Origin of the sequence: Blastococcus mobilis, from assembly GCF_900188025.1 — a bacterium.
GTDB lineage: Bacteria > Actinomycetota > Actinomycetes > Mycobacteriales > Geodermatophilaceae > Blastococcus_B > Blastococcus_B mobilis.
This window is the reverse complement of the sequence record NZ_FZNO01000002.1, coordinates 149,114-164,297: the sequence shown is the minus strand read 5'-3', so window position 1 is coordinate 164,297 and position 15,184 is coordinate 149,114. Positions and strand designations below refer to the sequence as shown.

14 protein-coding genes are annotated in these 15,184 nt (G+C 73.2%); 6 read left to right on the top strand and 8 right to left on the bottom strand.

What is annotated here, in order from left to right:
* Positions 1-58 precede the first annotated feature (58 nt).
* Positions 59-736 (bottom strand): potassium channel family protein, encoded by a 678-nt coding sequence (locus tag CHB94_RS02535; RefSeq protein WP_089335013.1) that lies wholly within the window; start codon positions 734-736, stop codon positions 59-61.
* A 25-nt stretch (positions 737-761) separates the two neighbouring features.
* Positions 762-1,430 carry a potassium channel family protein gene (locus tag CHB94_RS02530; protein WP_089335012.1) on the bottom strand — a complete coding sequence of 223 codons (669 nt, stop codon included), beginning with the start codon at positions 1,428-1,430 and terminating at the stop codon, positions 762-764.
* 171 nt (positions 1,431-1,601) lie between these two features.
* On the opposite strand from CHB94_RS02530, the gene CHB94_RS02525 reads away from it, so the two are divergent.
* From CHB94_RS02525 to CHB94_RS02500, 6 genes are all read left to right on the top strand, one after another.
* Positions 1,602-3,644 carry an APC family permease gene (locus tag CHB94_RS02525; protein WP_089335148.1) on the top strand — a complete coding sequence of 681 codons (2,043 nt, stop codon included), beginning with the start codon at positions 1,602-1,604 and terminating at the stop codon, positions 3,642-3,644.
* The gene (locus CHB94_RS02520) at positions 3,637-4,917 is read left to right on the top strand and encodes a class I SAM-dependent RNA methyltransferase (protein ID WP_089335011.1); all 1,281 of its coding nucleotides are present in this window, start codon (positions 3,637-3,639) and stop codon (positions 4,915-4,917) included. Before CHB94_RS02525 ends, CHB94_RS02520 begins: the two co-directional genes overlap by 8 nt.
* Positions 4,918-4,990: 73 nt before the next feature.
* The gene (locus tag CHB94_RS02515) at positions 4,991-5,221 is read left to right on the top strand and encodes a DUF4177 domain-containing protein (RefSeq protein WP_089335010.1); all 231 of its coding nucleotides are present in this window, start codon (positions 4,991-4,993) and stop codon (positions 5,219-5,221) included.
* 48 nt (positions 5,222-5,269) lie between these two features.
* Positions 5,270-5,638 carry a hypothetical protein gene (locus CHB94_RS02510; protein ID WP_089335009.1) on the top strand — a complete coding sequence of 123 codons (369 nt, stop codon included), beginning with the start codon at positions 5,270-5,272 and terminating at the stop codon, positions 5,636-5,638.
* Between the two features lie 106 nt (positions 5,639-5,744).
* On the top strand, positions 5,745-7,661 hold the full coding sequence (dxs, locus tag CHB94_RS02505; protein ID WP_089335008.1) for a 1-deoxy-D-xylulose-5-phosphate synthase: 1,917 nt from the start codon (positions 5,745-5,747) through the stop codon (positions 7,659-7,661).
* Positions 7,662-7,745: 84 nt separating this feature from the next.
* Positions 7,746-8,024, top strand: coding sequence for a thiamine-binding protein (locus CHB94_RS02500; RefSeq protein ID WP_089335007.1), 279 nt, complete (start codon positions 7,746-7,748; stop codon positions 8,022-8,024).
* A 171-nt stretch (positions 8,025-8,195) separates the two neighbouring features.
* On the opposite strand, the gene CHB94_RS02495 is transcribed toward CHB94_RS02500, so the two are convergent.
* The 6 genes from CHB94_RS02495 to CHB94_RS02470 form a co-directional block, all read right to left on the bottom strand.
* Entirely contained in the window at positions 8,196-10,283 is a 2,088-nt protein-coding gene (locus CHB94_RS02495; protein WP_089335006.1) for a 3-hydroxyacyl-CoA dehydrogenase NAD-binding domain-containing protein, read from the bottom strand.
* Complete coding sequence (locus tag CHB94_RS02490; RefSeq protein WP_254920346.1) at positions 10,280-11,557, bottom strand: thiolase family protein; 1,278 nt, start codon at positions 11,555-11,557, stop codon at positions 10,280-10,282. The genes CHB94_RS02495 and CHB94_RS02490 overlap by 4 nt, the downstream gene beginning before the upstream one ends.
* Before the next feature lie 167 nt (positions 11,558-11,724).
* On the bottom strand, positions 11,725-12,123 hold the full coding sequence (locus tag CHB94_RS02485) for a hypothetical protein (RefSeq protein WP_089335005.1): 399 nt from the start codon (positions 12,121-12,123) through the stop codon (positions 11,725-11,727).
* Complete coding sequence (locus CHB94_RS02480; RefSeq protein WP_089335004.1) at positions 12,120-13,208, bottom strand: hypothetical protein; 1,089 nt, start codon at positions 13,206-13,208, stop codon at positions 12,120-12,122. The genes CHB94_RS02485 and CHB94_RS02480 overlap by 4 nt, the downstream gene beginning before the upstream one ends.
* Entirely contained in the window at positions 13,205-13,774 is a 570-nt protein-coding gene (locus CHB94_RS02475) for a SigE family RNA polymerase sigma factor (RefSeq protein WP_089335003.1), read from the bottom strand. Before CHB94_RS02475 ends, CHB94_RS02480 begins: the two co-directional genes overlap by 4 nt.
* A gap of 119 nt (positions 13,775-13,893) precedes the next feature.
* Positions 13,894-15,117, bottom strand: coding sequence for a ribonuclease D (locus tag CHB94_RS02470; protein WP_254920345.1), 1,224 nt, complete (start codon positions 15,115-15,117; stop codon positions 13,894-13,896).
* Positions 15,118-15,184: the final 67 nt, after the last annotated feature.

Genomic DNA, 15,184 nt, shown 5'->3' with positions numbered 1-15,184 from the left:
GGCCCCGTCCATGGCACCGCCCCGAGCCTGCGAGGGGCGGGGAGGACGGGGTCCTCTTTCAGGCGGGGCCCATGGCGCTCTCGGGTGCGAGAACCGTCTTCAGCTGCTCCTCCACGTCGGCGTGGGTGACGAACAGCAGCTCGTCCCCGGCCTCGAGGGGTTCATCCGGCGTGGGGGTGATGACCCGGTCCCCGCGGAGGATGGCCGTCAGTACCGTCTCGCGGGGCAGCGGGACCTCGCGCAGCGGGCGGCCCACCCACGGGGTGTCCTCGGCCAGGGTGATCTCGACCAGGTTGGCCGCGCCCTTGCGGAAGCTCATCAGGCGGACGACGTCGCCGACGGTCACGGCTTCCTCGACCAGCGCCGCGAGGACGCGCGGGGTGGAGACGGCGACATCGACCCCCCAGGCCTCGGTGTAGAGCCACTCGTTGCGCGGATCCTTCACCCGGGCCACCACCCGGTTCACCGCGAACTCCGTCTTGGCCAGGAGCGAGACGACCAGGTTGGCCTTGTCGTCGCCGGTCGCGGCGACCACGACGTCGCACGTGGCCAGCTGCGCCTCCTCGAGTGAGGACACCTCGCAGGCGTCGGCCTGGACCCATTCGGCGCCGGGCACCGAGCGGGTGCGCACCTTGCGCCCGTCCTTCTCGATGAGCATCACGGTGTGCCCGTTGCCCAACAGCTCCCCGGCGATGGACCGGCCGACGGCCCCGGCGCCTGCAATGGCGACTCTCATGATCGGTCCCCTCGTGCCGTGCGCATCAGCGCCTGTCTCCCTGATGCCCCTGCTCGACGGCCTCGTGCACGCGGGCGGTGATCTCGTCGGTGACGGCGACGACCAGCTGGTCGCCCTCCTGCAGCACGGTCGCCGACGTCGGCAGCTGCGCCTCACCGAAGCGGACCAGCCAGGCCGCGCGCGCACCCGAGACGCTCTCGAGTTCGTTCAGTTTCCGCCCGACCCAGCCCTCGGTCACGGTGATCCGCATGAGCAGGACCTTGCCGGTGGGCTCGCGCCACAGCTCGCTGACCTTCACGCCGAGGAGTTCCCGGAGCAGGCGATTCACCGTCCACGGGACGGTCGCGACGCTGGGGATGCCCATGCGTTCGTAGACCTCGGCCCGCTTGGAGTCGTAGATGCGGGCGACGACGTGCTGCACGCCGAACGTCTCGCGCGCCACGCGGGCGCTGATGATGTTGGAGTTGTCACCGCTGCTGACCGCGGCGAACGCTCCCGCGGAGTCGACTCCGGCGTCCAGCAGCGTCTGCCGGTCGAAGCCGAGACCGGTGACCTGGCGACCGGCGAATTCGGGACCGAGCCGGCGGAAGGCCGCCGGGTCCTGGTCGATCACGGCCACGCTGTGCCCGACCTCCTCGAGCCGGCGGGCGATGGCGGAGCCGACGCGTCCGCAGCCCATCACGACCACGTGCACGTCGAGCTCCCAGGAATCCGTCGCACCGGCGCCGTCCGCCCGCGCGTCAACGGGCGCGAAGCTACACCCGGTACGGCCGGGACCGGTGCCCGAAGCCCCGACATCCCCTCCCGGGCGGGACGCGCCGAGCGTGGCGGCGCGCGGGCCCCCGGCGTCCGTACCATCGCCGCCGTGCCAAGCCTGTCCGACCTCGGACAATTACCGAAACGACTCGTCCTCGGCCGCCCGGTCCGCAGCGACCGCGCCGGCGAGTCCCTGCTGCCCAAACGGCTGGCCCTGCCGATCTTCGCCAGCGACCCGCTCTCCTCCGTGGCCTACGCCACGCAGGAGATCCTCATCGTGCTCACCCTGGCCGGGACGGCGTTCCTGTACCTGACGCCGTGGCTCGCGGTCGGCGTCGTCTTCCTGCTGGTGACGGTCGTGCTGTCCTACCGCCAGGTGGTGCGGGCCTACCCCTCGGGCGGTGGCGACTACGAGGTCGCGATGAAGAATCACGGGCAGTTCGCCGCACTCGTGGTCGCCAGCGCGCTGCTCACCGACTACGTGCTGACCGTGGCGGTGTCGGTGTCGGCCGGGACCGACAACATCATCTCGGCGTTCCCTCAGCTCCACGAGCACCGCGTGGCGATCGCGGTGGGGCTGGTGGCCCTGCTGGTGGCGATCAACCTGCGCGGCGTCCGGGAGTCGGGCAGGACGTTCGCGGTCCCCACCTACCTGTTCATCTCCGGCATCATGGTGATGATCGTCACCGGCCTCGTCCGGTACTTCTTGACCGACGCCGGGCTGTCCGCGGAGACCTCGCGGTACACGGTGACGCCCGAGCCGGGGTACGAGCAGCTGGCCGGGTTGGCGCTGCTGTTCCTGGCGCTGCGGGCCTTCGCCTCCGGCTGCACCGCGCTCACCGGCGTCGAGGCGATCGCCAACGGCGTCCCGGCGTTCAAGCCGCCGAAGAGCCGCAACGCCGCCACCACCCTCGCCCTCATGGGCGGCATCGCCGCGACGATGTTCTCGGGGGTGACCGCGCTGGCCCTGCTGTCCGGGGTGAAGTACACCGAGAACCCCTGCGACCTGGAGGGGTTCGCCAACTGCGAGAACGAGCCGCAGCGCACCGTCATCGCGCAGCTCGCGGCGGCGACGTTCGGCGGGGACGGCTCGCTGGGGTTCTTCTACATCCAGGGCGCGACCGCCCTCGTGCTCATCCTCGCGGCCAACACCGCCTTCAACGGCTTCCCGCTGCTGGGCTCGGTCCTCGCGCAGGACCGGTTCCTGCCGCGGCAGCTGCACACGCGCGGCGACAAGCTGGTCTACAGCAACGGGATCCTGCTCCTGGCCGGCTTCGCGGTGCTGCTGATCGTCGCGTTCGACGCCGACGTCACCCGGCTGATCCAGCTCTACATCATCGGCGTCTTCACCAGCTTCACCATCGGCCAGTGGGGCATGGTGCGGCACTGGAACCGGGAGTTGCGCCTGGAGACCGATCCGGCCCGCCGCCGGCAGGCCCGCCGCTCGCAGGTCATCAACACCATCGGCGGCACGCTCACCACCGTCGTGCTGGTGATCATCGTGATCACCAAGTTCACCCACGGCGCATGGCTGGTCATCGTCGCGATGCCGGTGATCTTCGCCCTGATGAGGTCGATCCACCGGCACTACGACCACGTCGCCGAGCAGTTGGTCCCCGACACCGATGCCCGCATGCTGCCGAGCAGGGTGCACGCGATCGTCCTGGTGGCCAAGGTGCACAAGCCGACGCTGCGCGCGCTGGCGTTCGCCCGCGCCACCCGGCCCGACGTGCTCACCGCGCTGACGGTCAACGTCGACGACGCGGAGACGCGTGCCCTGCAGAGCGACTGGGAGCGCTACGACATCCCGGTGCCCCTCACGGTGCTCGAGTCGCCCTACCGCGAGATCACCCGCCCGGTCGTGGACTACGTGAAGGACGTGCGGCGGGAGAGCCCCCGCGAGCTGGTGGTCGTCTTCGTGCCGCAGTACGTGGTCGGCCACTGGTGGGAGAACGTGCTGCACAACCAGAGCGCGCTCCGGCTGCGCGCCCGGCTGCAGTTCCAGCCCGGCGTGATGATCACGACCGTGCCGTGGCAGCTGGAGAGCTCGGTCGGGCGCGACGACGGCGACGGACGCCGGGGCGGACCCGCCCCCGGTGACCTGCGCCGCGGGTTGGCCAGTGACGAGGTCGAGGTCACGCCCTATGGCTGAGAGAGAACAGCGGGGCCGGACCAGGGACGGAGCCGCGCGCGGCGGAGGCTGGACCGGGAAAGAGTTCGACGTCACCGTGGGCCCGGTGGCCCACGGCGGTCACTGCGTGGCCCGGCACGAGGGCCGGGTCGTGTTCGTGCGGCACAGCCTGCCGGGGGAGCGGGTGGTCGTCCGGGTGACCGAGGACCGGCACCCGGGGTTCTGCCGCGCCGACGCCATCGAGGTGCTGGAGGCCTCGCCCGCCCGTGTGGAGCGGCCTTGCCCCTACAGCGGCCCCGGGCGCTGCGGGGGGTGCGACTGGCAGCACGTCGACCCGGCCGAGCAGCGTCGGCTCAAGGCCGCGGTGGTCCGGGAACAGTTCACCCGCCTCGCGGGCCTCGACGTCGCCGTCACCGTCGAGGAGCTCCCGGGTGGACCGCTGCGCTGGCGTTCGCGGGCGCGGTTCGCCGTCGACCGCTCCGGGGCGCCCGGGCTGCGCCGCCACCGGTCGCACGACGTCGTCGTCCTCGACGACTGCCCGATCACCGTCGAGCCCGCGGCGCAGGCGGTGCTCGGCCGGCGCTGGCCCGGCGCCGGCGCCGTGGACGTCTCGGTCGACTCCGCCGGCGCGATCACCACGACCCGGCTGGACCGGCAGGGCCGGGCCACGTCGAGCCGGGTTCTGCGGCCCGGGGGAGACCTGCCGGAGGAGCCGTCGGCGCGGGCCGAGCGGCGGGCGGGGGGCCGCGACTGGGAGGTCGAGGGCACCGGGTTCTGGCAGGTGCACCCGGCCGCCGCCGACGCCCTCGTGGCCGCCGTCGCCGGGTACGCGGAGGTGCGGCCGGGGGAGACGGTCCTCGACCTGTACGCCGGGGCCGGGCTGTTCGGCGGCGCCCTGGCCCCGGGCGTGGGCGCCGAGGGCCGCGTCGTCTGCGTGGAGTCGGACCCCGGGGCCTGCGCGGCGGCCGACGCCAACCTCGCCGACTTCCCGCAGGCCGAGGTGTGGGAGGGCGACGTCGACGCCGACGGACTGGCCGGGCTGCTGGGCGAGCTCGGCCGGCCCGACGTGGTCGTCCTCGACCCGCCTCGGGCCGGTGCCGGGCAGGCCGTCAGCCGGCTGCTGGCCGGCACCGGAGCGCGGGCCGTCGTCTACGTCGCCTGTGACCCCGCGGCGCTGGCCCGCGACACCGCGGCCTTCGGCGCGGCCGGATACCGCCTGGCTGGGGTCCGTGGGTTCGACGGCTTCCCGATGACCGCGCATGTGGAGTGCGTCGCGCTGCTGGTGCCCGCCTGAGCGGCTGCGGCGCGGTGGGGCCGGCGCCCGGGCGAGCACGCGGTGGCGTCCGGCCACCGGCTAACGTCTGGGTGTGCCCACGTGGGAATACGCCTCCGTCATCACCGCCAACGACGCCGAGTCCCAGCGCGCCGGCGTCAGCATCAAGCTCCCCGGTGGACAGTCGGAACGTCAGCAGGGTGACACCAGCTCCGTCCTCAACCGGCTCGGTTCGGAGGGGTGGGAGCTGGTGAGCTATCACTCGAGCGGCGCCGGGACCTGGGGCTTCGAGCAGTTCTGGCTGAAGCGCCAGTCCAGCTCCTGACGGCTGGGCCGGTCCGGGACCGTCCCCGGCCCAGGGCAGACTGGCGGCGTGGACGGGACCCTGCCGCCGGGATGGCCGGAGGAGGTGCGGCCGCCGGGTGCCCCGGACTGGGAACGGACGGCGGTGGCCTGGCTCTTCGACCTCGTCCCTCCGGACTACCGGGCGCACGAGGTGCTGCGCCGCTATCCGGTCCTGCTCGCCCGCTTCGCCGACGACCACGTCGCCGCGGGACTCGAGGCCGCGCGCAAGGGCTGGCGCACGGTGCGGGTGGAGCTGGCCGACCAGCTGCCCGCAGAGGCGATCGAGGCCGCCATGACCGCTTACGAACGCGAGGGCGCGCGCCTTGCCGCCGCGGCCCGTGGCGTGGAGGTGGTGGCTGGAGCGTTGCGCGGTGAGCGGTGGGTCCCACGGCTGTGACCTGCATCCAGATGATGCTCAGGATCGGAAGAGCGGAAAGAGCGCAGCTACAGTTGACCGGCGGCTGCCGAGCAGCTGCCGCCGACCGAGAGGACACCGCCGAGCCGTGCCGCTCCTGCGATCGCTCCTGGGTCCTGAGGACCTTCGGGCCCTGCCCGCTGACCAGCTGCCCACCCTGGCGGCCGAGATCCGTGACGCCCTTGTCAACAGCGTCGCGAAGACCGGCGGCCATCTCGGCCCGAACCTGGGCTGTGTCGAACTGACGATCGCCCTGCACCGGGTGTTCGAGTCGCCGCGCGAGCCGATCGTGTTCGACACCGGGCACCAGGCCTACGTGCACAAGATGCTCACCGGCCGGCTCGAGGGCTTCGGGCGGCTGCGCCAGCGCGGCGGTCTCTCCGGCTATCCGAACCGGTCGGAGAGCGAGCACGACTGGGTCGAGAACAGCCACGCCTCCACGTCGCTGTCCTACGCCGACGGGCTGGCCAAGGCCTTCGCCGTCCGTGGCGACACCCGGCCCGTGGTGGCCGTGATCGGTGACGGTGCCCTGACCGGCGGCATGGCCTGGGAGGCGCTGAACAACATCGCCACCGCCGAGGACCGGCCGGTGGTCATCGTCGTCAACGACAACGGGCGGTCCTACTCGCCGACCATCGGTGGGGTCGCCGATGCGCTGGCCACGCTCCGGCTGCGACCCGGCTACGAGGATGCACTCAACGCGGTACGGCAGGCGCTGCACCGGGCGCCGGTCGTCGGCTCGACCCTGTACGACGCGCTGCACGCGATCAAGAAGGGCCTCAAGGACATCCTCTCCCCGCAGGGCATGTTCGAGGACCTCGGTCTGAAGTACGTCGGGCCGGTCGACGGGCACGACATCGAGATGATGGAGTCCGCGCTGCGGCGGGCCCGCTCCTTCGGCGGGCCGGTCATCGTGCACGCCGTCACCACCAAGGGGTTCGGCTACCCACCGGCCGAGACGGACCAGATCGACGCCTGGCACGCGACCGGGATCTTCGACCCCGACAGCGGCACGAGCACCGTGGCAGCCCGCGACTGGACGACGGCGTTCTCCGACGAGTTGGTGCGGATCGGCGCCGAGCGGGCCGACGTCGTCGCGATCACCGCTGCCATGCTCCACCCGACCGGGCTGGCGGCCTTCGCCGAACGGTATCCGGAGCGGACCTTCGACGTCGGCATCGCCGAGCAGCACGCGCTGACCTCGGCCGCCGGGCTGGCGATGGGTGGGCTGCACCCGGTCGTCGCCGTCTACTCGACCTTCCTCAACCGGGCGTTCGACCAACTGCTGATGGACGTCGCGCTCCACCGGCAGCCGGTGACCGTCGTCCTCGACCGGGCCGGCGTGACCGGGACCGACGGCGCCTCGCACAACGGCATGTGGGACATGTCGATCCTGTCGGTGGTTCCGGGTGTGCGGGTGGCGGCGCCGCGGGACGAGTCGACGTTGCGAGAGGCACTGCGTGAGGCGGTCGCCGTCACCGACGGGCCGACGGTGGTGCGCTTCCCGAAGGGGGCGCCACCGGTGGACATCGCTGCGCTGGAGCGGCGGGGGACGGTCGACGTGCTTCGCCGGGGTGGACGGCCGGACGTGCTGCTCGTCGCCGTCGGGGCGATGGTGCCGATGTGCCTGGCCGTCGCCGAGCGCGCCGCCGACCAGGGCATCGAGGTGACGGTCGTCGACCCGCGGTGGATCCTGCCGGTCGCCTCGGAGCTGGTCGACCTGGCTGCCCGCCACAAGCTGGTCGTCACCGTCGAGGACGGCGGCCGGGCCGGCGGGGTGGGGACGACGCTGACCCAGGCGCTGCAGGACCGCGAGTGCGACGTGCCCGTGCGGTCGGTCGGCCTGCCGCAGACGTTCTTCGAGCACGGCAGCCGCGGCCAGGTGCTGGCCGACGCCGGGCTCACCGAGCAGGACGTCGCCCGCCGGATCGCGGAGTGGGCCGCGACGCTGGGCGAGCGGACGGACGACCCCGTGATCGAGCCGGTGGACGGCGGTCGGCAGTAGGAGGACCCCGTCCCCCTCACCCTTCGCACGCTCAGGGCGAGCCGCCGGACGGGGCCATGGGGCCGCCGAGGAAGGGAAAGCACTGTGATAGCCGAGATCCAGGTGGCTCCGTCGCCGCCGGGTACCGCGGACGACCCGCACGCCTACGTGGAGGCCGCGATCGCGGTGCTCCAGGCGTCGGGGCTGCGCTACGAGGTCGGCGCGCTCGGGACCACGCTCGAGGGCGAGGCCGACGAGGTGTGGGCCACTCTCCGTGCGGCGCACGAGGCGATGCTGGCCGCCGGTGCCGCCGGCGGGCTCTCGCACATCAAGGTCGCCTCGGTGAACCGCACGATGGACAGCCTGACCGCGAAGTTCCGCTGACCGGCCCGCTCCGCCACCGTCACCCGAGGCCTGTGGGCGCGACCGCAGCGTCGTGACGCCGGGGTCGCGGCGACAAGGGTGGGAGGACGCTCCGCCCGGCGGCGGCACCTCAGGACGACGAACGGCCCGGCTCCCTCGTCGTCGAGGGGAGCCGGGCCGTCGTCATCGCCCTCAGGCCGGGAGCGAGGCCACGCCCTTCGGCAGGAACCGCTCACCGGTGACCTTCTCCGAGACGCCGGCCCGGTCCAGGTAGGCGGAGATGCCGCCCAGCCAGAACGGCCAGCCGGCGCCCAGGATCATGCACAGGTCGATGTCCTGCACCCCCTGGACGACGCCCTCGTCCAGCATCAGCCGGATCTCCTCGGCCAGCGCTCGCTCGGCCCGCTCGCGGACCTCGTCCTCGGTCAGCGGCGAGTCGCCGGCATCGATGCCCTGGAGCTCGGGGTCGACGACGCCCGGCTCGCTGTACACCGACGACTTGCCCAGCTCGACCATCTTCCGCAGACCCTCGCCGACGTGGAAGCGGTCGGGGAAGGTTTCGTGCATGCGCTCGGCCACGTGCAGCGCCACCGGCGGGCCGACGAGCGTGAGCAGCTCGAACGGCGTCATCGGCAGGCCCAGCGGGTCCAGGGCGCGGTCGGCGACAGCCACCGGGGTGCCCTGCTCCACCGACGCGGTGACCTCACCGAGGAAGCGGGTGAGCAGCCGGTTGACCACGAACGCCGGGGCGTCCGCGACCAGCACGCAGCTCTTCTTCAGCGACTTGCCGACCGAGAACGCGGTGGCCAGCGTGGCGTCGTCGGTCTGCTCGGCGCGCACGACCTCCAGCAGCGGGAGGACCGCCACCGGGTTGAAGAAGTGCAGGCCGACCACGCGCTCCGGGTGCTCGAGCTTCGAGGCCATCTCGGTCACCGAGAGCGCCGAGGTGTTGGTCGCGAGCACGCACTCGGGTGAGACGACCGCCTCGACCTCGGCGAAGACCTGCTGCTTGACCGACATCTCCTCGAAGACGGCCTCGATGACGAGGTCGGCGTCGGCGAAGACGTCCTTGGACAGCGAACCGGTGACCAGCCCCTTGAGCTGGTTGAGCTTGTCCTGGTTCAGCCGGCCGCGCTGGGCCAGCTTGTCCAGCTCGCCGTGCACGTAGGCCACGCCCTTGTCCACGCGGGCCTGGTCGATGTCGGTCAGCACGACCGGCACCTTCAGCTGCCGCACGAACAGCATCGCCAGCTGCGAGGCCATCAGCCCCGCGCCGACGACGCCGACCTTCGTGACCGTGCGGGCCAGCGACTTGTCCGGCGCCCCGGCCGGCCGCTTGGCCCGCTTGTTCACCAGGTCGAAGGAGTAGAGCGAAGCCCGCAGCGGGTCGCTCATCAGCAGCTCGGTCAGCGCGTCGTCCTCGGCCTTCGTGCCGGCCGTGAACGCGTCACCGTCGACGCCGTTGCGGGCCAGGTCGAGCAGCTCGACCGAGCGCACGGCGCCGGGGGATGCGTTGCGGGTGCGCGCGGCCACGACGCCCTTCGCCCGCTCGATGGCGGCGTCCCAGGCCGACCGGTCGACCTCGGGACGGGAGACGGCGACGTCGCCGCCGAGCACGCCGACGGCCCACTCGAGCGACCGCTCGAGGAAGTCCGCCGGCTCCAGGACGGCGTCGGCGATGCCGAGCTTCGCCGCCTTCGGCGCGGGCGTCATCCTGTTCTGCGCCAGGGCGTTCTCGACGATCACCGTGACGGCGGGGTCGATGCCGATCAGGTTCGGCAGCAGCTGCGTGCCGCCCCAGCCAGGGACCAGGCCGAGGAAGGCCTCGGGGAAGGCGACCATCGCCGTCGAGGCGATCGTCCGGTACCGGCAGTGCAGCGCCAGCTCCAGACCGCCGCCGAGCGCGACGCCGTTGACGAAGGCGAACGTCGGAACCGACGAGTCCTTCAGCCGGCGGAACACCCGGTGACCGGTCTCGGCGATCTCCCGCGCCAGGGCGGCGTCGGTGATCGTCGGGACGCCGGAGAGGTCCGCGCCCACGGCGAAGATGAACGGCTTGCCGGTCACGCCGATCGCCACGGGGGCGGGGGAGTGGGTGGCGATCTCGTCCAGTGCGGCGTCCAGCGACGCCAGGCCGCCGGGACCGAAGGTCGACGGACGGGTGTGGTCGTGCCCGTTGTCGATGGTGATCAGGGCGAACTCGCCGGCCAGGCCGGGCAGTCGCAGGAAGCGGACCTTGGCTTCGGTGACGACCTCGTCCTCGAAGACAGTCGCGGTCACTTGTCCTCCTCGCTGACGCTCGTCGGACGCGTTCCGCGTCGCTCCGCCCCGGGTGAGCTCGCGAGCTCGCTCACTGCCGCCCCTTCCCAGTTCGGGTTCTCCCAGATCACGGTGGCGCCCATGCCGAGGCCCACGCACATGGCGGTCAGCCCGTACCGGACGTCGGGCCGTTCGGCGAACTGCCGCGACAGCTGGGTCATCAGCCGGACGCCGGAGGAGGCCAGCGGGTGGCCGACGGCGATCGCGCCGCCCCAGGGGTTGACGCGCTCGTCGTCGTCGGCGATGCCGAAGTGGTCGAGGAAGGCCAGTACCTGGACGGCGAAGGCCTCGTTGAGCTCGAAGAGGCCGATGTCGTCGATGGACAGACCGGTGCGGGCGAACGCCTTCTCGGTCGACGGCACGGGGCCGATCCCCATGACCTCGGGCTCGACGCCGGCGAAGCCGTAGCCGACCAGCCGCATGCCGACGTTCAGGTCCAGCTCCTGGGCGACGTCCTCGGCGGCCAGCAGGCAGCCGGTGGCGCCGTCGTTGAGGCCCGCGGCGTTGCCGGCCGTGACGTGCCCGTGCGGCCGGAACGGCGTCTTCAGGGTGGCGAGCCCGTCGAGGGTGGTCTGCGGCCGCGGGGGCTCGTCGACGGTGGCGACGTCCCAACCCTGCTCGGCCGAGCGGGTGGCCATGGTGACCAGCTCGGGGCCGATCTGCCCGTTGGCGACGGCCTTCGCGTACTTCTGCTGGCTGGCCAGGGCGAACGCGTCGGCGCGCTCCTTGGTCAGGTGCGGGAAGCGGTCGTGCAGGTTCTCCGCGGTCGAGCCCATGACGAGGGCCGACGGGTCGACGATCTTCTCGCTCATGATCCGCGGGTTCGGGTCCACGCCCTCGCCCATCGGGTGGCGGCCCATGTGCTCGACACCGCCGGCGATGGCGACGTCGTACGCGCCGAAGGCGATGCCGCTGGCGGTGGTGGTCACCGCGGTCATCGCGCCGGCGCACATGCGGTCGATCGAGTAGCCGGGCACCGACTTGGGCAGCCCGGCCAGCAGCGCGGCGGTCCGGCCCAGGGTCAGGCCCTGGTCGCCGATCTGGGTCGTGGCGGCGATGGCCACCTCGTCCACGCGATCGGCCGGCAGCGCCGGGTTGCGGCGCAGGAGCTCGCGGATGACCCGGACGACCAGGTCGTCGGCGCGGGTCTCGGCGTAGATGCCCTTCGGACCGGCCTTGCCGAAGGGGGTGCGCACGCCGTCGACGAAGACGACCTCACGCAACGAGCGGGACATGGAACCTCCGCAGAGTTCGGAACCGGCCCAGGGAACAGGGCCGGCACCGTTGAAGTTACCCGTCGGTAACCACATGGCCAAGCCGACCGCACCCCCTGGTGGGGGCTCGGTCGCCGGCCGAGACGCCGTCGGGGCCCTCGAACTCGGTCGACCGGCTCCGCAGCCGGTCAGTCACCGAAGTCCGCCGCGTGCCGGAGCAGGTCGACCCGCCCCAGGATCACTCCGCCGGCGGTGACTGCCTCCACCGTGTCGGTGCCGAGTGGCAGCGGGGCGACGAGGATTCCGTCGACCGCCGAGTGCTCGGCCAGGAACGTCCGGTCGGCCGCGTAGGTGCGGATCAACGCAACCTCCGCAGGGGCGACCACCACCAGGCTGGTGCTCATCGGGGCGCCGGTCGTGTGGTCGATCACCTCGCACGCCATCGCCTGGACCCGGCGCGCTGCGGGTGGACCCGCCGGCAGGATCGCCTGGCCGCAGAGCGTGCCTGTCGTCGCGCCCGCCGGGCGCTGGGGCACCAGCACCTGCCCCGCGACCACCACCGCCCCGCTGGGCAGGGTGATGGTCACGCCGCCGCCTGACCGACGTCGCCGGCGGGGACGCTGCCCACCCACTGGGCGGTGATCTCGACCTCCGCCGGGTGGAGACCGAGCTCGGCGAGCGCGTGCTGCGCGGCGTTGTCGGCGGCCTGCTCGCCGAGGGCGGAGGGCCGGCCGCGCGGGTACTCGACCGGCACGGGGACGGGGGGCTGGTCGGAGTGGAACGACCACGGGCTGTCGCGTGCCTCTGTGCGGCCGTTCCGCAGCACGCGGTAGGACGTCGACGCGTCGTAGGGCTGCACGGACGGCGGCATCCGGGTGATCGCGATGCCGTCGACGGTCTCCACCTCCTGCCATGCGCGGGTGGTGCTGCCGTCGGCGGTGATCTCGGGGCGCTCGGACACCTCCACGACGTCCCCCGGTGCGGCTACCACCACCAGGGCACCGGTGCGTGGATCGATCACCGCCAGCGGCCAGTCCGACACGATGCCGCCCGGACCGCTGCGGAGCCTCATCTCCTCGGGCCCCGCGTCGGCCGGCCCGGTGAACCAGGCGGCCACCAGCTGGGGAGGGCCGGGGACCTGACCCGGCAGTCGCGAGGCGTCGGGCGGGACGTCGGCGAACCGGCCGACGACCAGAGCCCACCGGTTCCCGGACACCTCACCGGCGAAGACCACCGAGCGGGTCTCCACCGGTGGGTCCGGCAGGTGATCCGTGAGCCCCTCCGCTGCCGCGGACGGCGGGTCCGGGGTCCAGGGCAGGGCGCGGACGGCGTCGACGAAGGCACGGTCGTCGGACAGGGACCCGCGGGTGGGCCCGGCGAACATGTCGGCGTCCGGAGTGCCGAAGGCCCCGTCCTCGATCCGGGAGGGCGCTGCCGGGGCGGGGCCCGACGCCGGTACGGCGTCCGGAGCGCCGGTGCCGACGAGCTGGGGTACCGCGATGCCGAGCAGAACCACGCACCCGACGCCGGCCAGCAGGTTCCGGCGTGCGCGCTGCCGGCCGGCGCTGTCCCGGGCGATCCTCCGGGCGAGGCCGGGGCCGTCCGCCGACGGGCGCCCGGCCTGCTCGGCGAGCCCGCCCAACCGGCGGCGCAGTGCGTCCTCGGGGGTCATCGCGGCGGCTCCCGCCGTCGGCTCGGCGGTCCGTGGTCCGCAGTGGGCAGGGGAGCCGGACCGGTGGCCAGCACGGTGCGGAGGCGGGCCAGCCCCCGGGCGGCCTGGGTGTTGACCGTGCTCTCCGAACAGCCCATGAGCTGCGCGGTCTGCAGCTCGTTGAGGTCCTCGTAGTAGCGCAGCACGACGGTGGCGCGCATCCGGGGCGGTAGCGCCGCCAGGGCGCGGCGGAGTTCCTCGTTCCCGTCGAGCCGGTCGTCGGACTCCGTGGTCGCGCCGTCGGGCAGTCGGCCGGTGGGCTGCTCGTGATGCCAGGCCCGGCGCCGCCAGCTGGTGTGCGTGGTGACCAGGACGCGGCGCACGTAGGCCGACGGCTCGCCGCGCCGGGTGATCCGGTCCCAGTGCCGGTAGGTCTTCATCAGCGCCGTCCACACGAGGTCCTCCGCATGGCCGCGGTCGCCGACGAGGAGGAACGCCAGGCGCAGCAGCGACTGCTGCTGGCGGGTGACGAAGTCGGGGAAGGACGTCGGGCCCTCACCCGGGCCCTCGCCGTCCGCGCCGTCCACGCCCGTCCCCTCGCCGCCCGTCGCTGCCTACACGCAGCAGCGTGCCGCGTGGACCCACAGGGAGCCGTCACGATCCCGTAACGACGGTTCCCGGATCGGCGGTCGGGGCGAGGGGCGGGTCAGGCCTTGGCGACGGCGTCGGTGAGGACGTCCAGGGTGAGCTCGATCTGCCACTCGCGTGCCCCGCCGGCGCGCAGCGCCTCGGCGACGGCGCCGGCATCCGGCGGCTCGGGCGGACTCCACATCAGCCGGCGGACCAGGTCGGGGGAGAGGACGTTCTCCACCGGCACCGAGTGCTTCTCCGAGATCTCGGCGAGCCCGGCTCGGGCGGCCTGCAGGCGGGCGGCCGCGACGGGGTCGCGGTCGGCCCACCGGTTGACCGGCGGCGGTCCGTCCCCGGGCCTGCTCTGCAGCGGCAGCTCCGCCTCCGGCAGGGCCCGGCCCCGGGCGATCGCGCCGAACCAGGTGGCGATCAGCCTGCGGTTGGCCCGCCCGCGGAACACCGGGAGCTCCAGCAGGGCCCCCTCGTTGGCGGGGTCCGCCTGGACGGCGGAGACCATGGCGGCGTCGGGGAGCACGCGACCGGGGGCGACGTCCCGGCGGCGGGCCATGTCGTCCCGGGCCTGCCACAGGGAACGGAGCATGCCCAGCTGCCGGCGGCTGCGCAGGCCGTGCACTCCCGACGTCCGCCGCCACGGGTCGGCCTTGGGCGGCGGTGGCCCGGCGGCGAGGATCGCTTCGAACTCCTGGCGCGCCCACTCCGTCTTGCCCTGTTCGGCGAGGATGGCGGCGAGCGCGTCCCGGAGGTCGACGAGGACCTCCACGTCGAGGGCGGCGTAGACCAGCCATTCCTCCGGCAGCGGGCGGGTGCTCCAGTCGGCCGCGGAGTGTCCCTTCTGCAGCGAGAAACCGAGCAGTGACTCGACGACGGCGCCCAGACCGACCCGGGGGAGCCCCGCCAGCCGGGCCGCGAGCTCGGTGTCGAAGATGCGCTTCGGCACCAGGCCGATCTCGGCGAGGCAGGGCAGGTCCTGGTTCGCGGCGTGCAGCACCCACTCCGCGTCGGCGACGGCGTCCTGGATCACCGACAGGTCCGGCAGTGGAACGGGGTCGATCAGTCCCGTTCCGGAGCCGTCGCGGCGCATCTGCACCAGGTAGGCGCGCTGGCCGTAGCGGTAGCCGGACGCCCGCTCGGCGTCCACGGCGACCGGCCCCGTCCCGGCGCCGAGGGCCTCGGCGTACTCCACGAGCTGGGTCGACGTCTCGATGACCGGGGGCAGGCCGTCGCGCGGGGCGAGGAGAGGAACTGCCGGAGGGGACTCCTCCGCAGCAGGGTCCTCCACCGGGGGAGTGGGCTCGGTGCTCAGTTGCCGTCCACCTTCTTGCCGGTCCTCGTCGGTCGGGCCGCCG